Origin of the sequence: Catenulispora acidiphila DSM 44928, from assembly GCF_000024025.1 — a bacterium.
Lineage (GTDB): Bacteria > Actinomycetota > Actinomycetes > Streptomycetales > Catenulisporaceae > Catenulispora > Catenulispora acidiphila.
Map to the genome: position 1 here is coordinate 6,562,690 of NC_013131.1, position 20,667 is coordinate 6,583,356.

General features: G+C 70.0%; 14 protein-coding genes, 2 tRNA genes and 1 pseudogene. 10 read left to right on the forward strand and 7 right to left on the reverse strand.

The annotated features are described in order from the left end of the window. Nucleotides 1-155: 155 nt before the first annotated feature. Nucleotides 156-229 (forward strand) — tRNA-Leu (locus tag CACI_RS28160). 20 nt (nt 230-249) lie between these two features. On the opposite strand, the gene selB is transcribed toward CACI_RS28160, so the two are convergent. From selB to selD, 3 genes are read right to left on the reverse strand one after another with little or no spacing between them, the layout of a single operon-like run. Further along, nucleotides 250-2,046 carry a selenocysteine-specific translation elongation factor gene (gene selB, locus CACI_RS28165; protein ID WP_041542567.1) on the reverse strand — a complete coding sequence of 599 codons (1,797 nt, stop codon included), beginning with the start codon at nt 2,044-2,046 and terminating at the stop codon, nt 250-252. Further along, entirely contained in the window at nt 2,037-3,404 is a 1,368-nt protein-coding gene (gene selA, locus CACI_RS28170) for an L-seryl-tRNA(Sec) selenium transferase (protein WP_015794276.1), read from the reverse strand. Before selA ends, selB begins: the two co-directional genes overlap by 10 nt. A gap of 52 nt (nt 3,405-3,456) precedes the next feature. Continuing rightward, nucleotides 3,457-4,488, reverse strand: coding sequence for a selenide, water dikinase SelD (selD, locus tag CACI_RS28175; protein ID WP_015794277.1), 1,032 nt, complete (start codon nt 4,486-4,488; stop codon nt 3,457-3,459). A gap of 66 nt (nt 4,489-4,554) precedes the next feature. Between selD and CACI_RS28180 the strand changes: the two genes are divergently transcribed. Then, a tRNA-Sec gene (locus CACI_RS28180) sits at nt 4,555-4,651 on the forward strand. Between the two features lie 250 nt (nt 4,652-4,901). On the opposite strand, the pseudogene CACI_RS54395 reads toward CACI_RS28180, so the two are convergent. Beyond that, a pseudogene (locus CACI_RS54395) lies at nt 4,902-7,547 on the reverse strand (BTAD domain-containing putative transcriptional regulator); the annotation flags it as partial. Nucleotides 7,548-7,660: 113 nt separating this feature from the next. Here CACI_RS54395 and CACI_RS28200 point away from each other — a divergent pair. The 7 genes from CACI_RS28200 (at nt 7,661) to CACI_RS28230 (ending at nt 11,953) form a co-directional block, all read left to right on the forward strand. Further along, a complete protein-coding gene (locus CACI_RS28200) occupies nt 7,661-8,194 on the forward strand; it encodes a hypothetical protein (protein ID WP_015794279.1) in 534 nt (177 codons plus the stop codon). Continuing rightward, nucleotides 8,191-8,769 (forward strand): MauE/DoxX family redox-associated membrane protein, encoded by a 579-nt coding sequence (locus tag CACI_RS28205; protein WP_015794280.1) that lies wholly within the window; start codon nt 8,191-8,193, stop codon nt 8,767-8,769. The genes CACI_RS28200 and CACI_RS28205 overlap by 4 nt, the downstream gene beginning before the upstream one ends. Before the next feature lie 4 nt (nt 8,770-8,773). Further along, nucleotides 8,774-9,331: a hypothetical protein gene (locus tag CACI_RS28210; RefSeq protein WP_015794281.1), complete on the forward strand. Its 558-nt coding sequence runs from the start codon at nt 8,774-8,776 to the stop codon at nt 9,329-9,331. 19 nt (nt 9,332-9,350) lie between these two features. Continuing rightward, nucleotides 9,351-9,731 carry a hypothetical protein gene (locus tag CACI_RS28215; RefSeq protein ID WP_015794282.1) on the forward strand — a complete coding sequence of 127 codons (381 nt, stop codon included), beginning with the start codon at nt 9,351-9,353 and terminating at the stop codon, nt 9,729-9,731. Between the two features lie 76 nt (nt 9,732-9,807). Next, a complete protein-coding gene (locus tag CACI_RS28220) occupies nt 9,808-10,473 on the forward strand; it encodes a hypothetical protein (protein ID WP_049871732.1) in 666 nt (221 codons plus the stop codon). Between the two features lie 32 nt (nt 10,474-10,505). Beyond that, on the forward strand, nt 10,506-10,763 hold the full coding sequence (locus CACI_RS28225; protein WP_015794284.1) for a hypothetical protein: 258 nt from the start codon (nt 10,506-10,508) through the stop codon (nt 10,761-10,763). A gap of 932 nt (nt 10,764-11,695) precedes the next feature. After that, a complete protein-coding gene (locus tag CACI_RS28230; RefSeq protein ID WP_015794285.1) occupies nt 11,696-11,953 on the forward strand; it encodes a hypothetical protein in 258 nt (85 codons plus the stop codon). A 79-nt stretch (nt 11,954-12,032) separates the two neighbouring features. On the opposite strand, the gene pyk is transcribed toward CACI_RS28230, so the two are convergent. Next, nucleotides 12,033-13,514, reverse strand: a complete 1,482-nt coding sequence (gene pyk, locus CACI_RS28235) for a pyruvate kinase (RefSeq protein ID WP_015794286.1) — start codon at nt 13,512-13,514, stop codon at nt 12,033-12,035. A 138-nt stretch (nt 13,515-13,652) separates the two neighbouring features. Here pyk and CACI_RS52860 point away from each other — a divergent pair, with 138 nt between their 5' ends. Continuing rightward, the gene (locus CACI_RS52860; RefSeq protein ID WP_049871733.1) at nt 13,653-14,186 is read left to right on the forward strand and encodes a DUF4190 domain-containing protein; all 534 of its coding nucleotides are present in this window, start codon (nt 13,653-13,655) and stop codon (nt 14,184-14,186) included. Nucleotides 14,187-14,263: 77 nt separating this feature from the next. Here CACI_RS52860 and CACI_RS28245 read toward each other — a convergent pair whose 3' ends face one another. Both CACI_RS28245 and gltB read right to left on the reverse strand, forming a co-directional pair. Beyond that, nucleotides 14,264-15,724 carry a glutamate synthase subunit beta gene (locus CACI_RS28245; RefSeq protein WP_015794288.1) on the reverse strand — a complete coding sequence of 487 codons (1,461 nt, stop codon included), beginning with the start codon at nt 15,722-15,724 and terminating at the stop codon, nt 14,264-14,266. Then, a complete protein-coding gene (gene gltB, locus CACI_RS28250) occupies nt 15,717-20,369 on the reverse strand; it encodes a glutamate synthase large subunit (protein ID WP_015794289.1) in 4,653 nt (1,550 codons plus the stop codon). The genes CACI_RS28245 and gltB overlap by 8 nt, the downstream gene beginning before the upstream one ends. Nucleotides 20,370-20,667 lie beyond the last annotated feature (298 nt).

Consider the following 20,667-nt stretch of genomic DNA (forward strand, 5'->3'; position numbering starts at 1 on the left):
GGGGTCCTCACTGGGCGGCGGTGCCGGTGGTCTGTTCGCTACGAGCCTACCTGCGTGGAAGGCGGTTGTGGGGGGCTGTTCCCGGTCCGGTATGCTGTGACGCGGGTGATTGCAGTCGTCCACAGAGGTGTGGACTCGCTTATCACTTGGCTGACGCTCCGGTATTCCAATCGGCAGAGAAGATGGTCTCAAACACCATTCAGTGTGGGTTCGAGTCCCACCCGGAGCACCTCTGAACCTCCCCAGGCGTCAACCTCCCGGGCCCTCCACCGGTCGGCAGATCTCCCGTCGGCCGTCATCAGCCCGGCGCGTGAGCCCACGATCGTCCATCAGCTCGAACAGCGGGACCGCGACACGCCGAGTCGTACCCAGAGCGATCCGTCCTTCACTCAGCGTGAACGGCTGCGCAAGCAGACGTACCCGCCGAAGCGCCTCCTCGACTGCGCCGGGGCGCAAGAAGATTCCGTCGGTGACACGGATCAGCCGGCCCTCTCCCACCGCCAGTGCCAACCCGCGGTCGGTCAGCCCGAGCTCGAGGAGTTCGGCGGCCTCCGGTGCGGCGAACTCTGACTCCGCCAAACGCCGCTCCAGTACCCGCACCGCCTGCTCGACCGCGCCGTTCAGCAGCGACCGGCCTCGGCGGTGGATTCCCCGACCGTCCAGGATCAGTGTCGGGTCGGCGCGGACCAGTTCCGTCACCAAGGCGGCGTCGGGAACTCCTGTCTGACGCATCGCGGCTTCCCGGGGCAGCCCCTGGTCCGCCGGATGGTTCGCGGCCCAGGAGTCCACCGCGACGGCCAGGCCGTCGGCCCAGGCGCGCCACTCCGCCGCATCGACGAGCCAGTCTCCTGACACAACCGCCGACGCCGGGGGGTCCCCGTCCGCGGCGAGGATTCCGAGTGCGACGAGCCGGCTACGGCGAGCACTGCCTCGCCGGCGGATCTCGGCCGCGGGGTCGGCGTCCCCGCTGAGCTCCGCCAACTGCTGCGCCCGAGCAACTGAGGAGCCACGGCGGTTGAGCGCCGGCGGATCGGGGTCGAGGATCACGACTCCGGAGACGATGCGTTGCAGACCCGGATCCCGGAGCAACGCGTGCTCACCGATATGGATCGGCAGTGGTGTGGCCAACGTGATCCGCGCGGTGTCGGCGCCGAGCCTGCGCACCTGGCACGGCACGTTCGCCGATCCGAGGTGCATGACCTGGCGCGCAGCCAGGCGATCGGCCGGCCGGACCAGCCGGACGTCGACGGTGGAGACGGCTGTCCACTGCCCCGGTCCGGTCAACGCCTCGCCGCGCCGGATCTCCTCGACGGCCACCCCGCGCAGGCTGAGAGCCACTCTGGCCGTCGCTGTCGCCGCCGCCACCTCCGCCTTCAGGCTCTGCAGCCCTCTGACCTGCACTGGGGTACCGGCAGGCATCAGCACCAGCTCGTCGCCTCTGGCGATCCGCCCCGAGCCCAGCGTGCCGGTGACGACCGTCCCGGTGCCGCGGACGGTGAAGACCCGATCGACCCACAGCCGCGTCGGGGCGTTCGCCGCCGGCTCGGGCAACGCCGCCACCAGCCGTCCCAATGCCTCCCGCAGCTGCTTGATCCCCGCTCCGGTGGCCGCGCTGACCGCGACCGTCTCCATTCCGGCCAGCGACGTGGAGACCAATTGTTCGTGCGCCTGCCGGATGGCCGGCTCTGGATCCGCCAGATCAGTACGGGTGATCACCAGAACGCCGTGCCGGACGTCCAGGGCATGGAGCGCGGCCAGATGTTCCCCTGTCTGCCGCCGCCAGCCCTCGTCGGCGGCCACCACCAGCATCACCGCCGGCACCGGACCGACGCCGGCCAGCATGTTCGACACGAACCGCTGATGGCCGGGCACGTCCACGAACGCCACCGTGCGATCGTCGGACAAGGCAGTCCAGGCGAAGCCCAGATCGATGGTCATCCCACGGCGGCGTTCTTCCGCCCACCGATCCGGCTCCATCCCCGTCAGAGCCCGGACCAGCAGGGACTTCCCGTGGTCGACATGGCCGGCGGTCGCGATCACGTACACGATGCCGCCGTCAGTTCCGGCGGCCGACGGCCCGGGCGGCCGGCGGCTCGCCGACCGGCCGCGAGCACCGCCGCGCACACCTGCTCGTCCAGCGCGGCCGGAACACACCGCAGGTCCAGCAGGCAGAAGCCGTGCTCGACGCGGCCGACGATCGAAGGCTCCCCGATCCGCAGCGGCTCTGCGAACTGCTCCGGTACCCGCACGGCCCAGCCCGGCAGAGTCACACCCGGCGCCGAGCCACCGCCGACGGCCCCAGCACTGGCAACCGTCTCAGCCTGGACCCCGGAGGAGGTCAATGCCGTCGACATGGCGTCCGCCCGAACCCTCAACACCTCGCGATCAGCCGTCAACGCCGCCTCGACCGGCGTCTCATGACCACCGACCGTGGCCTGCAGCGCCGCCAGCGTGGTCTTGCCCACCCGCAGCGCCCGCGCCATCGGATGACGGCGCATTTCCGCCACCCTCTCCCCGCTCCCCAGGATCAGGCCGGCCTGAGGACCGCCGAGCAGCTTGTCGCAGCTGGCGGTGACCACATCAGCACCTTGTGACAGCCAGGTCCCGGCATCAGGCTCGGTGGGCAGGAGAGGGTGCGGCCCGAGCAGTCCGGAACCGATGTCCGCGACCACCGGGACTCCGAGGCCGGACAACTCGGCGACCGGCACCGAGCTGGTGAAGCCCTCGATCCGGAAGTTGGAGGGATGGATCTTCAAGATGAACCCCGTGGCCGGTCCGATCGCCTCGGCATAGTCACGCAGATGGGTCCTGTTGGTCGTGCCGACTTCCCGCAGGACGGCGCCGGCGGCGGTCAGCAGGTCCGGGATACGGAAACCGTCGCCGATCTCCACCAGCTCGCCCCGGCTGACGACGATCTCGCGACCACCGGCCAGAGCACAGGCCGCCAGCACGAGCGCGGCGGCGCCGTTGTTGACGATGTGGACGTCCTCGGCGGCGGGCACCGCGGCCAGCAACGCGGCCTTCACCGTCCGGCCGCGCCCGGCCCGTCCGCCTGCTTCGAGGTCGAACTCCACGTCGACATATCCCGCGGCGCGGCTCATCGCCTCGACCGCCGCCGCCGACAGCGGCGCCCGTCCGAGATTGGTGTGCAGCACCACGCCGGTCGCGTTGACCACGGGCCGCAGTGTGACCGGTGCGGTCGCAAGCAGGGCCAGCGCCAGGTCCGCGGCGTCGGCCGGGGCCGCCAGACCGGTTCTGACCTGTTGCTGGGCCGAACGCACTGCCAGCTTCACCGCCTGCGGCCCCAGTGTCGCCGCTGCATGCTTCAAGCGCGGATCTGCCAGGAGGGTGTCCGTACGCGGGACTGACCGGCGCGGATCGGACTCGCCGAGCGCCCCGGCCATCGGCACCTTGCCGCGGGCATCGGCTACGGGATCGGCGTCCCCGGGACCGGGCTCAGGCCACGACGACTGCATGCTCGCGCTGTTCGACCAGTTCTCCCACGACGGGGGCCCCTGGAACGAGCCCGGCGACAAGCAGGCCGCCGGAGGTCTGCGCATCGGCAAGCAGCAGCCGCTCCAGTTCATCGACCCCGGAACCCCATTCGACGTTCGGGGAGACCCAATCGAGGTTACGGCGCGTGCCGCCGCTCACGTAGCCGTCGCGGGCAGCTTCCCTGGCACCGTCCAGATAGGGGACGGCAGCGGGATCCACGACCGCTGTGACGCCGCTTGCCCGCGCAAGCTTGTACAGGTGTCCCAGGAATCCGAAGCCGGTGACGTCGGTCGCGCACCGCGCACCGGCGGCGAGCGCCGCCTGGGAGGCGTCCCGGTTGAGTTCGGTCATGGTGGCGACAGCCTGCGGGAACCGTTCGCCGGTCGCCTTGTGCCTGGTATTGAGCACGCCGATGCCCAGGGGCTTGGTCAAAGACAGCGGCGTGCCGGGACGACCGGCATCGTTGCGCAGCAGCCGATCGGCCTGCACCACTCCGGTGACCGCGAGCCCGTACTTCGGTTCGGCATCGTCGACGCTGTGGCCGCCGGCCAGGTGACAGGCCGCGGCGCGAGTGACGTCGAAGCCGCCGCGCAGGACCTCGGCGACCAGTTCCATCGGGAGCAGATCCCGGGGCCAGGACAGTATGTTGACCGCGACGACCGGGGTGCCGCCCATCGCGTACACATCGGACAGTGCGTTGGCCGCGGCGATCCGGCCCCAGTCATAGGCGTCGTCGACCACCGGTGTGAAGAAGTCTGTGGTGACCACCAGCGCGGTATCACCGGCCAACCGGACGACCGCCGCGTCGTCGCCGTGATCGAGTCCGACGATGAGTTCGTGGTCACCCGTGAACGCCGTCGCGCCCACCGCGCCGAGGATCGATTCCAGTTCCCCCGCCGGGATCTTGCAAGCACAGCCTCCACCACGGGCGAACTGGGTCAGGCGGACTCCGGCTACTTCATCCGACTCGCTGTACGTGATCTCCTCCAGCACGCTCTGCAATGTAGAACTCTCACGTCGACCCCGTCAACGGTGATCCGTCAGCGTATGATCCTCGGCGGAGGTGTCCAGGATCCTGGTGGGCCTCCCCGCCTTCAAAGCGGGTGGGACGGGGAATCCCCGTCCGGCGGGTTCGATTCCCGTCCACCTCCGTCCAGCCCTCCGGTCGGCTCACGCAGACCGGACAGGCGTCTGCGCAGCTCGTCCGCCTTCGGGTCCTGATGCTCCTCCATGATCGCCAGCGCCGACTGCCAGGCAGTGCGGGCCTCGGCGGTGTCGCCTCCGTTCCAATGAGCCTGAGCGAGGTGGTCCAGAACCACGGCGAGATGCGGTGTCGGGCCGAGCTGGTCGGCGATCTGCGCGGCTTTCCGGCCGCAGGCGACGGCGGACTTCGGATCGCCCAGCCGATCGTGGGCCACGATCAGCGTGTCGAGCACGGCGAACTCGGCGAATCGGTTACCGACCTCCCGAGTCAGTGCCAGGGCCCGTTCCGCGTGCTCCAGCCCCAGGTCGGGGCGGCCCAGCTCGGTGTGATAATGCCCGGCGTTGTTCAACGCCTGAGCCTGCCCGTCCGGATCGTCGACGCTTGCCAGGAGCACTGAGGCCCGCTGAGCGGCATCAAGTGCCGCCGTGAAGTCCGCGCGCCGTTCACAGGCCTGGCTGACGTACAGCAGGACCATGCCCTGCCAGGATGCCTCACCCAGATCGACGAAGTACTCCAGGGCCTTGTCGAGGTGCTCGAGCGCTTCGACGTCCTGCCCCTGCGCGGCGTGCGCCTCGGCGACGTGCATATGGCTGAGCCCGAGCCCGACCGGATCCCCGTCCAGGGAGGCCGCGGCCAGACCGGCCGCGGCCACGTCCATCTGTTCCTGCCGCAGGCCGACGAAGCCCAAGTGGCCGGCCAGCACGGTGGCCAGCTGCCAGGCGTGCCGGTCCAGGCCGGCTCGGGCCGCCAGCGGGACCGCGGCGATCAATGCCCGGGACTCGGTGTCGCGCCAGGCGCGGCCCTGCTGACGGTCGAGGAACTGCTCGGGGTGCGCGCCGGGGACCGGAGCCGCCAGCTCGAGCGCGAGCCGCTGCGCATAGGACGGGGTCAGCACGGCATGTGCGCTGTGGAGGTAGTAGTCCAGCAGTCGCTGTATCCCGGACCGGCGCGCGAATTCCGGATCGTGCTCTTGCCCGAGTTCGGCGGCGTACTCGCGCAGCAGGTCGTGTCCCGCGAACCGGCCCGGGACCGTCTCGGCCACAAGGCTCGCCCGGGTCAGTTCGTCCAGTGCGCCACGGGCCTCGCGGTCCGGCAGCCCGGTCAGCGCGCGGGCCGCGGCAGCGCCGATCTCCGGTCCGGGGTGCAGGCTCAGGAACCGGAACACAGTGCCCGCAGACGTACTGAGCGCATGGTACGACGAGGAGAACACGGTACGGACGTTGGAGTCACGGTCGCCGGTGGTGAGCATGTCCAGACGTCTGTCGGCCCGGCGGAGCTCGCTCACCCAGTTCGCCAGCGGGATCGTGGGGTGCGCGGCAGCACGAGCAGCCGCGATGGTCAAGGCCAGCGGGAGGTGCGAGCACAGCTGAGCCATCTCCTCCGCCGCGGCCCTGTGCTCTCGCACCGTGGTCGCGCCCAGCCGCCCGGCCAGCAGCTGCGCCGATTCCGCGGGTGTCAGCGCATCCAGCGGCAGCGCCACTCCACCGTCCACCGCGATCAGTCCGAACAGCCGGTCCCGGCTGGTCACCACGACGATGCTGCCGGGACCGGCCGGTATCAGAGACCGGACTTGGGCCGCGTCCCGGGCGTTGTCCAACACCAGAAGCATCCGGCCGCCGCTGAGCCGGCTCCGGTACAACGCCAGTAGCGCGGCCGGTTCGGTAGGCACCGCCCCGGACGGCATTCCGAGAGCAACGAGTACGTCGCGCATGGCTGTCGCCGCCGCCACCGGCGGTTCGAGGGGGTCGAATCCCCGCAGATTCAGGTAGATCTGACCGTCGGGGAAGCGGTCGGCGATGGTGTGCGCGAAGTGCACGGCCAAAGCGGTCTTCCCGACGCCGGGCGGCCCGCTGACGACCGCCACGGTGCCGGCCGTCCGGCCGGCAGTCGCGATCCACTGGTCCAGAGCCGCGATCGGCTCGTGGCGTGCGGTGAAGCGGAGCGGAGCGGGCGGCAGCTGCCGGGGGGCGGGATGCGCGACGGTCACTGTGGCCGGACTGGACGCCCGCGGTTCCGAGGGCTCCGGATCCCCACGCAGGATCCGGGCGTGTATCTCGGCCAGCCGGGAACCCGGCTCGACTCCGACCTCGTCGACCAACAGCCTTCGGACCTCGCGGAAGACGGCCAGGGCCTGGGTCCTGCGGCCGGTGTGATACAGCGCGAGCATCCGCTGCTCTCGGAACCGCTCGTCCATCGGATGACGCGCGACCAGCGGCGCCGTCTCGGCGGCGACCTCGGCGTGCCTGCCCAGGAACAGGCCGGCGTCGAGCCGGTCGCGCCAGAGCTCCAGGTGCGCCGCCGACAGCGCTTCCGTCTCCTCCTGCATCTCACCGTCGGTGACGATGTCGGCCAGCGGATCGCCACGCCACTGTGCCAGGGCTTGTTCGGCCAGGGCGTGGAAGCCGGGCCAGTCCCCGGAGTCCGCCTTGGCCTTGGCTGCCGACCGCAGGGTTCGGAACCGGATCAGATCCAGCTCGTCCTCGGCCAGCTCGAGCGTATAGCCGCCGGGGCGGGTGAGGATCCGCGCGCCGATTTCCGCGCCGAGCGCCCGACGCAGGCGGAGTATGTAGCTCGGGAGACTGTCGGAGCTGGTCGGAGCGGCAGCCGAACCCCACGCGGTCTCGATCAGCCGCCCGGTGTGGACGACCTGGTTGGCGTGTAGAGCCAGCAACGCCAACAACGCCCGTCTCCGGCGACCGGTCACCCGGACCTCACCGGCCTCGGCGGCCACCGAAAGCGGGCCGAGAACCCCGATCTGCACCCGATCCTCCGATTCGCCGCGATCCGCTGCCCAAGCACGGATCGTCCGGCCCACCGGATGCAAGGCGGATGCAAGGGAAGTTATCACAGAATCCTCATTAACACCTTTCTGCCCGGCTCGGGGCCGTACTGCGCGGGCAAGGTCCTGGCCTGGCAGATGCCACCCGTTCCCCGGTGATCGAGGAGAAGGATGTGAGAGGTATGACTGAGGTATCGCGGCGTGATCTGTTCAAGAGATCCGCGAGCGTGGCGGCCACCGCCACAGTGGCGTCCGTGGTTGTGGGTGAATCGTCCGCGTCGGCCGCGACCGGGTCGGCCGGACGGGCACGGACCTTCATCGGGACGGTGGTGCGGCAGGACGGTTCCGGCCTCGTCGTCACCGCACCCAAGGAGCACGGTGACTCCGTGCTGGTCCGGCCCGAGGGCTTCCCCCCGGGATGGGTCTTCCGCTCCGGCGACAAGGTGACCGTGATGGCGGGCCGTCCCGGCCTCCCGCAGTCGGCGGTGCCCCTCCTGCAGGAGGTGTCAGGCCGCGTTCAGGGCTACTCGCAGGCCGGTGGCGTCGAGTCCTTCACCGTCGACGGCATTACCGTCACTCTCCATGAGACCACCGCGGTCTTGGACACATCTCCCAAGGAAGCGGCGGCCAGCCGGGACAGCCGCCGCTTCCTTCTCGGCTACACCGAGAACGTCGATGGACACAAGACCGCGTTCGGCTTCCGGCTGGCACCATGACATCCACGGCCTGGTTCGCTGAACCGCTCGTCCTGGGACTGTCCGGTCTGATGCTGTGGGCGGGGTTGGAGAAGCTGCGGTCCGGTTCGGAATTCGAAGCGACCTTGGCCGGGGTCGGTGTTCCGCGGGTCTTCACGCCTTTGCTCCGCTGGGGCCTGCCGGCCGCCGAGATAGCTGTCGGAACGACTGTGGCGTTGGTCCCGTCCGCCCTCCTACCACGCATCGGAGTGCTGATCCTGGCGGCAGCATTCGCGATCGCCGGCGTACAGGGACTGCGTGCGACTGAGAAGATCGCCTGTTCTTGTCTCGGCGGCACCGGCGACGCCGCGCTCGGTTGGCGACAAATCGCCGCGCTGCCGGTCTGGGCCGCGGCCGTGGGAGCGGTCTCCGCATCCCATCCACCGGCCAACGGCTCGGACGGCCCGACCCGCTTGGCGGCAGCGGTACTGCTGATGTGCACCGTGCGCGCGTCGACCGCCCTGCGGCTGGCGCGCGCGGCCAGAGTGAACCGGGTCTCCTTCGCCGAGGGAATCGGGCAGCCCGCATCCATCTTCACGTACCCCCAGGAAGGCTGACGCCGTGACCACTGTCGTCTACGCGATCATCGCACTGCTCGGTGTCGTGGTGTTCCTGCTGTTCGGCGCACAGATCGAGTTGTTCCGAACGGTAGAGCAGATCCGTGACTACGCGGGTCTGATCGACCGTCCAGAGCCAGTTTCCCTGGGAGCGGCAGTTGGAACCGCCCCAAGCGACTACGGCCTGCCGGCGTACCTGGACTCCGCACACCGGGCGGTGGTCCTGTTCCTGTCCGACAAATGCGCCACCTGCCGCTCCATCGCCGCCGCCCTGGACGGCGCCCTCCCCCGGGGTGTCGTGGTGGTGATCGACGCCGGCCCCAACGGCACGCCCGACCTGACCCTCGCTTTCCAACTGGACCCGGAACGGACAGTGGTCGACGCCGGCCGCACCATCATGGATGCCCTCGGACTGAACATCACGCCGCTCGGTGTCGTCGTTCAGGACGGCAGATTGGTCCGGGCAAGCACCCTGCCGTCGACCCGCCAGCTGTACACCCTGATCGAGGCGACGAACACCTCGATCGGTAGCCGCGCCCGCGAGTTGTCACAGAACGTCTGATCCCTCGAAAGGAGAAGCCATGACATTGACGGACACCAGTCCCACCACCTCGGACCCCGGCTCGCCCGCCCCGATGCTGCCGGGCGTCCCACGCCGGGGAGCTCTGCGCTGGCTGACCGGCGGCGGTATAGCCCTAGTCGGGGCGGTGTCCGGCCTGTTCGCCACAGCCGCACCGGCCTCAGCCTCCCCTCTGTGCTGCCAACTGGCCTATCCGAACGGTCCGTTCTGCAACTACTTCGAGTGCTGGTTCAGCTGTCCGAGCGGATACACCAAAATGGTCTGGACCTGCGCCTCCGGCTCGCGGGAGATTGTCTGCGGCGAGTGCCAGCAAGGTGGTAACACCTGCTGGAACGGCAGCAAATACGTGTGTTCCATCTATTGGGACGACGACACGTGCTGAGCCGCCGACCATGATCGCGTTCATTCTCGCGCTCGCCGCGGCAGCCGGCTTCGCGCAGCTGTTCAGTCCTTGAGGCGTGTCCTTCGTCGGGATGCTCCGCCCCCTGGCCAAGGAGGCCGCTCCGACGACCCCCCTGGTTCAGGGGGACCCGCCACGCCGACCGATCCGCGGCTGGGAACCCGTGGTGTTCCTGGCGCTGGGCTTCGGTATCTCCGCACTCTTCCTGTTCGCCTCGATACACGGCGTCAGCTTCCTGCTACCTGTCCGGATGGTCTCGAAGACCGACCGGCTGGCGGCCACCACGGTGGCTTGGGCGGCTCTCTGCGTCGTCGACGTGATCCTGTTGACCCGGCACAAAGGCTGCTCGATCGGTCTGGCCCGCCAGACCCCCAAGCGTCTCATCCACCAGTACGGGATACGCATCGGCCCGTTCGTGTGGGGCCTGGACACCGGCTTGGCCGTGACGACCTTCCGCATGGTCACCCTGACCTGGGCGGTGCTGATCGCCGCCGTGCTGGGCACCGCTCCCTGGTGGACGGGGCTGGCGTACGCGCTGGGCTTCGCGGTTCCGTTGGGAGTCGCGGTCCTGGGCCCACGTCGGCGCACCGGCACCGAACGGTCCGACAGCGAGCCGATCTGGCTGGTCGATCTCCTGCACCGGCTCACCCGCTGGTTCCGGATCGGCTGCACTGCCGTGCTGTTCGCGGCAGCGGTGTTCGCAGCCTCCACCTTCATCACTTGATCAAAAGAACAGCACCCACGAAAGGAAAGACCTTGCGAACCAGGAGACTCCGCCGAACCGGCGTCCCCGCCCTGGTCGGCCTGACCATCGCCGGGACCATGACCCTCTCGACCGGGACCGCGTCCGCGGGCGCATGGTTGAGCACAGGGTACTACTTCCCGTCCCAGGCATCCTGTAGCAACTGGGCCGGCAACGTGGCCGGGGCATATGGCTGGACCGCGTGGGACTGCCGATACGACCCCTCGAGGCAGGACGGGATGCACTGGCTCCTGTTCGCTTTCGAGGGCTGAGCACTCGCGGCTTGACCTTGAGACGCCCTGATCTCTGAGCATCTCAAGGTCACGCGCGCGGACCCGAGGAGGATGATCCCGACCGATGACGTCGGCGGCGGCGATGACAACCGCGTCTGTGAATCTCCCGCACCAAGACCACTCGATGCTTCCCGATGCGCTGCGCTGCCCTTCTACCGGCAGTCGCAGCCTTCCCTCAGCCATGTGACCGAGACGACCATCATTCAGGAAAGGAGAGGTCGTGACATCGACGGATGTCAGTCCCAGCACGTCGGTCCCGCAGCCGCCGGCCCCGAGGTCCCCGGCGCTGCCGGGCACCCCACGCCGGGGAGCTCTGCGCTGGATTGCCGGCTGCGGCATAGCCCTGGTCGGGGCAGTGTCCGGACTTCTGGGCACCGCCGAGCCAGCCTCAGCCAACCCCCTGTGCTGCACCTTGATGTATCCGAACGGCCCAACCTGCAGCAGTTCGAATTGCTGGTTCAGCTGTCCCAGCGGTTTCACCGCGTATGTATGGACCTGTATGTCAGGTACCCGAGAAATCTATTGCGGTGAGTGCATCAAGGGCGGGGACAAGACATGCTGGGGGAACGACGGCGCCGTGTTCAACTGTTCCGTTTGGTGGGACGACAGCTCTTGCTGAGCTGCCGACAGTGGCCGCGATCACTGTGGCGCCGGCCGGCTTCGCGCATCTCCGCGGCGCCGGCGTCCCGCTGCTCGCCCGGGCAGTCTCAAAGAACGGCCGGCTGACGGCGACAGCAGCTTGCATCGATCTCCACCGTGCCCGGGGTTCGCGGTTCCTTCGTGAATCGCGGTCCTGGGCCCGCGACGGCGCACCAGCACCGAACACACTCCACCAGGGAACCGATCCAATGTTCACGGCCATCGCTGCCATCGCCTGACCGAGCCAAACATCATCCACGAAAGGAAACACCTTGCGAGCCAAGAGACTCCGCCGAACCGGCATCCCCGCCCTGGTCAGCCTGACCATCGCCGGGACCATGGCCCTGTCCACCGGGACAGCGTTCGCGGGCGCCTGGATCGATACCCAGAACTACTTCCCCTCCAAGGCCGCCTGTAATTCCTGGGCTTCCCAGCAGGCCTCAGACTACGGCTGGACCACCTGGGACTGCCGATTCATCGCCAGCAAGGCCGACGGGTATCCATGGGACCTCTTCGCCTTCGAGGCCTGAGAGCCCCTGAGAACTCAAGACTTCACCTCGAGGCGCCCCGCTCGCTGGGCGCCTCGAGGTGCGTAGGCGGATCCCGGCGCTACTGCCCCGCGCGGTAGGCCGGCACGACGCCGTTGATGGCGTCGCCCACGCGGTGCACGCGCACCGCGTTGGTGGAGCCGGGGATTCCGGGCGGGGAGCCGGCGATGATGACCACGGTGTCGCCGGTCTTGCTCAGCTCCAGCTGCAGCAGCTCGGTGTCGACCTGGCGCACCATGTCGTCGGTGTGCTCGACCTCGGGGCTGCAGAAGGTCCGGATGCCCCAGCTCAGCGCCAGCTGGTTGCGGATCTCGTTGTGCGGGGTGAAGGCGATCAGCGGCGTCGGGGGACGGTAGCGGGACAGCCGGCGGGCGGTGTCGCCGCTCTCGGTGAAGGCGACCAGGTACTTGGCGTAGAGGTTCTCGCTGAGTTCGGCGGCCGCCCGGGCGACCGCGCCGCCCTTGGTGCGGGGCTTGCTCAGGGCCGGCTTGAGCCCGGCGGCGAGGGTCTCCTCCTCGGCCGCGGTGATGATCTTCGCCATCGTCTCCACGGTCTGCACCGCGTAGGCGCCGACCGAGGTCTCGGCCGAGAGCATCACCGCGTCGGTGCCGTCCAGGACCGCGTTGGCCACGTCGGACACCTCGGCGCGGGTGGGCCGGGAGTTGGTGATCATCGAGTCCAGCATCTGGGTGGCCACGATGACCGGCTTGGCGTTGCGGCGCGAGAGGGTGATGCAGCGCTTCTGCACCATCGGGACCTGCTCCAGCGGCAGCTCCACGCCCAGGTCGCCGCGGGCCACCATGATCGCGTCGAAGGCGTCGACGATGGCGTCCAGGTTGGCCACCGCCTGCGGCTTCTCGATCTTGGCGATCACCGGGACCCGGTGGCCGATCTCGTCCATGATCTCGTGGACGCGCTCGATGTCGACGGCGTCGCGCACGAAGGACAGCGCGATCATGTCGGCGCGCACGCCGGGGTTGCCGTGGCCGGTCTCCGGCTTGCCCAGGGCCCAGCGCAGGTCCAGCTCGTCCTTCTCGGACAGGGCCGGGACCGACACGGACACGCCGGGCAGGTTGATGCCCTTGCTGTTGGAGATCGGGCCGCCCTCGACGACCCGGGTCACCACGTCGGTGTCGGTGACGCTCTGCACTTCCAGGCACAGCTTGCCGTCGTCGACCAGGATCTGGTCGCCGGGCCGGCAGTCCCCGGGCAGTCCCTTGTAGGTGGTCCCGCAGATGGTGGCGTCCCCGGCGACGTCGCGCGTGGTGATCGTGAACTGCGCGCCGTTGGCCAGGACCTCCTTGCCGTTGGCGAAGGTGCCCAGGCGGATCTTCGGGCCCTGCAGGTCGACCAGGATGCCGATCGCCTGACCGCTGGTCGTGGCGACCTGCCGGACATTGCGATATCGCTCCTCGTGGTCCTCATAGGAACCGTGGGAGAGATTCAGGCGGGCCACGTTCATTCCGGCGTCCACCAGGGCAGTGAGCTGCTCCAGGCTTCCGGCCGACGGGCCCAGGGTACAAACGATTTTCGCGCGGCGCATGCCTACTACCTTATGTCCTACTCGTTAGTAGCTTTTTCGGTCCTGACAAATTCCCACGGTTCCGAACACAACTTTCGGCCACCGTTCACCGTGTGTCTGTATGGAATGAACCGTCTGCAACGGAGACAATTGGCCTCCATGACGACGCCTCCTCCCCCGGAGCCCCCCGAGCCCTCGGAGCCCTCGGAGTCCCCGGAGCCGGACCGGTCGCCGGAAGAGCCGGTTCAGCCTCCATCTCCTCCTCCCGCCGCTCCGATCGAGCCTGACGCCTCCGCGGTCCACCTGGGCCGCGACGCCGAGCCGGAGCCCGGGCCGGACCCCGGCCGCCCGGCGCCGGACCAGCAGTTCCCGCAGTACCCGGCGCCGCCGCCGCTGCCGCCGGAGGCGTATCCGACCTACGGCGGCGGCCAGGGCTACGACTACGGCGGGTTCGGCGCTCCCCCCGTCCGGCGCCGCAACGGCATGGGCGTCGCCGCCCTGGTCCTGGGCATCGCCGGGTTCCTGGTCGGCCCGACGAGCATCCTGGCGATCATCTTCGGCCGGATCGGGCTGAACCGGGTGGCCCGGGGCGAGGCCACCAACCGGGGCGTGGCGCAGGCCGGGTTCGTGCTGGGAATCGTCACGCTCGTGCTGTGGATCCTGGGACTCATCCTGGTGGCGGCCCGGCACTGATGCTTCTCGCCGGGTGCCCGGTCCGGCGGCGCGCGTCCCCCGGCACGGCGCCGCCGTGCCGGGGGACGCGCCGGGTCTCACACCGTCACCGGCCGCGCCGTCGGCGGGATCGGCTTGGGCAGCGTGGTCGAGCCGGCCAGGTAGGCGTCCACCGAGCTGGCCGCCGAGCGGCCCTCGGCGATCGCCCAGACGATCAGCGACTGTCCGCGCCCGGCGTCGCCGGCCACGAACACGCCCGGCACGTTGGTGGCGTACTCCCCGTCGCGCGCGATGTTGCCGCGCTCGTCCAGGGCCAGGCCCAGCTGGTCGATCAGGCCGTTGCCGCGCTCCGGGCCGACGAAGCCCATCGCCAGCAGCACCAGGTCGGCCGGGATCTCCCGCTCGGTGCCGGCCACCGGGACCGGGCGCCCGCCCTCGAACCGGACCTCGACCAGGCGCAGGGCCTTGACCCGGCCGTTGTCGTCGCCCACGAACTCGGTGGTGGACACCGCGTAGACGCGGTCGCCGTTCTCCTCGTGCGCCGAGGAGACGCGGAAGATCATCGGGTAGGTCGGCCACGGCTGGTTCGCCGGGCGGTCGCCGGTCGGCTGGGGCATGATCTCCAGCTGGGTGACCGACTCAGCACCCTGACGCGTGGCGGTGCCCAGGCAGTCCGCCCCGGTGTCGCCGCCGCCGATGACCACGACGTGCTTGCCGAACGCGTCGATCGGCGCGGTCAGGTAGTCGCCCTCGCAGGTCTTGTTCGCGTACGGCAGGTAGTCCATCGCCTGGTGCACGCCGGCCAGGTCGCGGCCGGGCACGTCCAGCTCCCGGGCCTTGGTCGAGCCGACCGCGAGCACGATGGCGTCGTAGCGCGCCAGGAGCGCGTCTCCGGTGAGGTCCACTCCGATGTGCATGCCGGGACGGAACTTGGTGCCCTCGGCGCGCATCTGCTCGATCCGCCGGTTCAGGTGGCGCTTCTCCATCTTGAACTCGGGGATGCCGTAGCGCAGCAGCCCGCCGATCCGGTCGGCGCGCTCGTAGACCGCGACGGTGTGCCCGGCGCGCGTGAGCTGCTGCGCGGCGGCCAGCCCGGCGGGACCGGAGCCGATCACCGCGACCGTGCGGCCGGACAGGCGCTCGGGCGGCAGAGGCCTGACGGTCCCGTCCTCCCACGCCCGGTCGATGATGGAGACCTCGACGTTCTTGATGGTCACCGCCGGCTGGTTGATCCCCAGCACGCACGCGGTCTCGCACGGCGCCGGGCACAGCCGCCCGGTGAACTCCGGGAAGTTGTTGGTCGCGTGCAGCCGGTCGGAGGCTCCCTCCCAGTCGCCCTTCCAGACCAGGTCGTTCCACTCCGGGATGATGTTGCCCAGCGGGCAGCCGTTGTGGCAGAACGGGATCCCGCAGTCCATGCAGCGGCCGGCCTGCTTGTTGATGATCGGCAGCAGCGCCCCGGGCTTGTAGACCTCTTTCCAGTCCTGGACGCGCTCGGCGACCGGGCGGCGCTCCGGGTGCTGCTGGGGGGTGGTCAGGAAACCACGGGGGTCAGCCACGAGTCGCCTCCATGATCTTGTCGAGGGTCTGCTCTTCGGAAAGGCCGGCGGCCTGGGCCGCGGCGCGGGCGGTCAGCACCCGCTTGTAGTCGACCGGCATGATCTTGGCGAACCGCCCGACGTGCGCGCCCCAGTCGGCCAGCAGCGCCTCGGCGACGGCGGAGCCGGTCTCCTCCTGGTGCTCCTGCACCAGGGTGTGGAGCAGGGCCCGGTCCTCGGCGTCGAGCGCCTCGACGTTGACCATCTCGGAGTTGACGCGGGAGACCTTCAGGTCCAGCACGTAGGCGGTGCCGCCGCTCATGCCGGCGGCCAGGTTGCGGCCGTGCTCGCCGAGCACGACCACGGTGCCGCCGGTCATGTACTCGCAGGCGTGGTCCCCCACGCCCTCCACGACCGCGGTGGCGCCGGAGTTGCGGACGCAGAAGCGCTCGCCGACCGTGCCGCGCAGGTGGATGCGGCCGCTGGTGGCGCCGTAGGCGATGACGTTGCCGGCGATCACGTTGCGCTCGGCGGCGTCGTTGATCGTCGCGGCCTCGCGGTGCGGGCGGACCACGATGCGGCCGCCGGACAGGCCCTTGCCGACGTAGTCGTTGGCGTCGCCCTCCAGCCGCAGGGTGATGCCCGGCGCCAGGAACGCGCCGAAGGAGTTGCCCGCCGAGCCCACGAAGGTCAGGTCGATGGTGCCCTCGGCCAGGCCCTCGCCGCGGTGCGCCTTCACGACCTCGTGCGAGAGCATCGTGCCGACGGTGCGGTTGACGTTGCGGATCTGGAACTGCGCGCGGACCGGCTCGCGCCTGGCGATCGCCGGCTGCGCCACCGCGATGAGCTGGTGGTCCAGCGCCTTGTCCAGGCCGTGGTCCTGCTCGCGGGTGCGGTGCAGCGCGGTGCCCTCGGGCAGCGCCGGGACGTGCAGCAGCGGCGCGAGGTCCAGCCCGGAGGCCTTCCAGTGCGCCACCGCGGCGGAGGTGTCCAGCAGCTCGGCGTGCCCGACGGCCTCCTGCAGGCTGCGGAAGCCGAGCGCCGCCAGGTGCTCGCGCACCTCCTCGGCCAGGTACTCGAAGAAGGTGACCACGAACTCCGGCCGGCCGTTGAAACGGGCGCGCAGCTCGGGGTTCTGCGTCGCGACGCCGACCGGGCAGGTGTCCAGGTGGCACACGCGCATCATGACGCAGCCGGAGACGACCAGCGGCGCGGTGGCGAAGCCGTACTCCTCGGCGCCGAGCAGCGCCGCGATCAGCACGTCGCGGCCGGTCTTGAGCTGGCCGTCGGTCTGCACCACGATGCGGTCGCGCAGGCCGTTGAGCAGCAGCGTCTGCTGGGTCTCGGCCAAGCCCAGCTCCCAGGGCGCGCCGGCGTGCTTCAGCGAGGTCAGCGGCGAGGCGCCGGTCCCGCCGTCGTGGCCGGAGATGAGCACCACGTCGGCGTGCGCCTTGGACACGCCCGCGGCCACCGTGCCGACGCCGACCTCGGCGACCAGCTTGACGTGCACGCGCGCGTCGCGGTTGGCGTTCTTCAGGTCGTGGATCAGCTGCGCGAGGTCCTCGATCGAGTAGATGTCGTGGTGCGGCGGCGGGGAGATCAGGCCGACGCCGGGCGTGGAGTGCCGGGTCTTGGCCACCCACGGGTACACCTTGTGTCCGGGCAACTGGCCGCCCTCGCCGGGCTTGGCGCCCTGGGCCATCTTGATCTGGATGTCGTCGGCCTCGGCCAGGTACTCGGCGGTGACGCCGAACCGGCCGGAGGCGACCTGCTTGATCGAACTGCGGCGCTCCGGGTCGCGTAGGCGGTCGACGTCCTCGCCGCCCTCGCCGGTGTTGGACTTGGCGCCGAGCTGGTTCATCGCGATGGCCAGCGTCTGGTGCGCCTCGGCGGAGATGGAGCCGTAGGACATGGCGCCGGTGGAGAAGCGCTTGACGATGTCGGAGATCGGTTCGACCTCTTCGATCGGGATCGGCGCCCGCGCGCCGTCCTTGAACTTGAACAGCCCGCGCAGCGTCATCAGGCGCTCGGACTGCTCGTCCACGCGCGAGGTGTACTGCTTGAAGATGTCGTAGCGCTTCTCGCGGGTGGAGTGCTGCAGGCGGAAGACCGTGTCCGGGTCGAACAGGTGCGGCTCGCCCTCGCGGCGCCACTGGTACTCCCCGCCGATCTCCAGCCGGCGGTGCGCCAGACGGGAGGTGCCGGACTGCTTGGGGTAGGCGCGGGCGTGCCGGCGCGCGGTCTCCTCGGCCAGGGTCTCCAGCCCGACCCCGCCGAGCTTGCTGGTGGTGCCGGTGAAGTACTCGTCGACGACGTCCTGCGCCAGGCCCACGGCCTCGAAGATCTGCGCGCCGCGGTAGGAGGCGACGGTGGAGATGCCCATCTTGGACATCACCTTCAGCACGCCCTTGCCCAGGGCCTTGATCAGGTTCCTGATGGCCTGGTCGGGCTCGATCAGGCCGAGGTGGCCCGAGCCCGCCATCTCCTCGACGGACTCCATCGCCAGGTAGGGGTTGACCACCGCGGCGCCGTAGCCGATCAGCAGCGCGACGTGGTGCACCTCGCGCACGTCGCCGGCCTCGATGACCAGGCCGACGTGGGTGCGGGTCTTCTCGCGGATCAGGTGGTGGTGCACCGCGGAGGTGAGCAGCAGCGAGGGGATCGGGGCGTGCTCGGCGTCGGAGTGGCGGTCGGAGAGCACGATGATGCGCGCGCCGCCGGCGATGGCCTTGGAGACCTCCTCGCGGATCTCCTCCAGGCGGGCCCGCAGCGCGGGTCCCCCGCCGGCGACCCGGTAGAGCCCTGAGACGGTGACCGCGCGCAGCCCCGGCAGGTCGCCGTCGGCGTTGATGTGGATGAGCTTGGCCAGCTCGTCGTTGTCGATGACCGGGAAGGCCACCTCGACCTGGCGGCAGGCCGCGGCGGTCGGGTCCAGCAGGTTGGTCTCCGGACCGATGGTGGTCGCAAGGCTCGTGACCAGCTCTTCGCGGATGGCGTCCAGCGGCGGGTTGGTGACCTGCGCGAACAGCTGGCTGAAGTACTCGAAGACCAGGCGCGGCTTCTCGGAGAGCACCGCGATCGGGGTGTCCGAGCCCATGGAGCCCAGCGGCTCGCCGCCGGTGCGCGCCATCGGGGCGAGCAGGACCCGCAGTTCCTCCTCGGTGTAGCCGAAGGTCTGCTGGCGGCGCGTGACCGAGGCGCGGGTGTGCACGATGTGCTCGCGCTCGGGGAGCTTGTCGAGCTTGATCCGGCCGGCGTGCAGCCACTCGGCGTACGGCTCGGCGGCGGCCAGGGCGGCCTTGATCTCCTCGTCCTCGACGATCCGGCCGGCCGCGGTGTCCACCAGGAACATCCGGCCGGGCTGCAGCCGGCCCTTGCGGACCACGGTCGCCGGGTCGATGTCCAGGACGCCGAACTCGCTGGCCAGGACCACCAGGCCGTCGTCGGTGACCCAGTAGCGGGAGGGGCGCAGGCCGTTGCGGTCCAGGACGGCGCCGATCAGCGTGCCGTCGGAGAAGACCATGTCGGCCGGGCCGTCCCAGGGCTCCATGAAGGAGGAGTGGTAGGCGTAGAAGGCGCGCCGGGCGGCGTCCATCTCGCCGTGGTTCTCCCAGGCCTCGGGGATCATCATCAGCACGGCGTGCGGCAGGCTGCGCCCGCCCAGGTGCAGCAGCTCCAGGGCCTCGTCGAAGGAGGCGGAGTCCGAGGCGCCGGGGGTGCAGATCGGGAACAGCCGGTCCAGGTCGCCGCCGATGAGGTCGGTCGCCAGGTCGGACTCGCGGGCGCGCATCCAGTTCCGGTTCCCGATGACCGTGTTGATCTCGCCGTTGTGCGCGACGAACCGGTAGGGGTGCGCCAGCGGCCACGCCGGGAAGGTGTTGGTGCTGAAGCGCGAGTGCACCAGGCCGATGGCGCTGGCGAAGCGCTCGTCGAGCAGGTCCGGGAAGAAGGTCTCCAGCTGCGCGGTGGTGAGCATGCCCTTGTAGACCAGGGTGCGCGCGCTCAGGCTCGGGAAGTAGACCTGGGCGTCGCGCTCGGCGCGCTTGCGCAGGGCGAAGGCCAGGCGGTCCAGCTCGATACCGCTCTGGCCGCCGGTGCCGGTGACGAACAGCTGCCGGAAGCGGGGCATGACCGACAGCGCGCCGTTGCCCAGCCCTTCGGGGTTCGTGGGCAGCTCGCGCCAGCCGAGCACGGCCAGGTGCTCCTCGGCGGCGATGGCCTCGACGCGGATCTCCGCCTCCCGCGCGGCGTCGTCGTCGGTGGGGAGGAAGGCCACTCCGACGGCGTAGTGCCCGGCCGGCGGCAGGTCGAAACGCGCGCCGCTCTCGCTGAGCACGGCGCGCAGGAAGGCGTCGGGGACCTGCACCAGGATGCCGGCGCCGTCGCCGGTCGAGGGCTCGGCACCGGAGGCGCCGCGGTGTTCCATGTTGACCAGCGCCTGGAGCGCCTGGTCGACGATCCCGTGGCTGGCGATCCCGGTCAGCGTCGCCACGAAGGCCACGCCGCAGGAGTCCTTCTCCGCGCGCGGGTCGTACAGGCCCTGCGCCTCGGGCAGCGCCGAGAACAGCGGGGCGGCGCTGGTGGAGGCGGCAGCGGCCTGGGCCGCCGCCTGGGCTTCGGGGCGGGAGGATCCGGGGCGACCGGGCGGTATGGCTGGGAATGCCATCAGGGGCTGTCCTTCCGTCGTGTCAGTCTGGCACGGCGGGACGTCTTTGGCCCTTGCGCAATCCGATCAGGTGTAAGCAGAGGTTACAACATGGTGGGGCGGGTGGGGAGTGGACTATCTCACAGTGCGGGACGTGCGATCCCGAGATGTGTTCCAGATACTGAGACACGCCAAGGGGATGTGGATCTTGCCGTCCGGAGACGAGACATCAGCGGCTCGCCGATGAGGGCTCCTTGTTGTCTATGCCCCGGTTGGCCCATTCAACTCGGGCTCGGCGGTGTGGGCCTTGACACGTCAT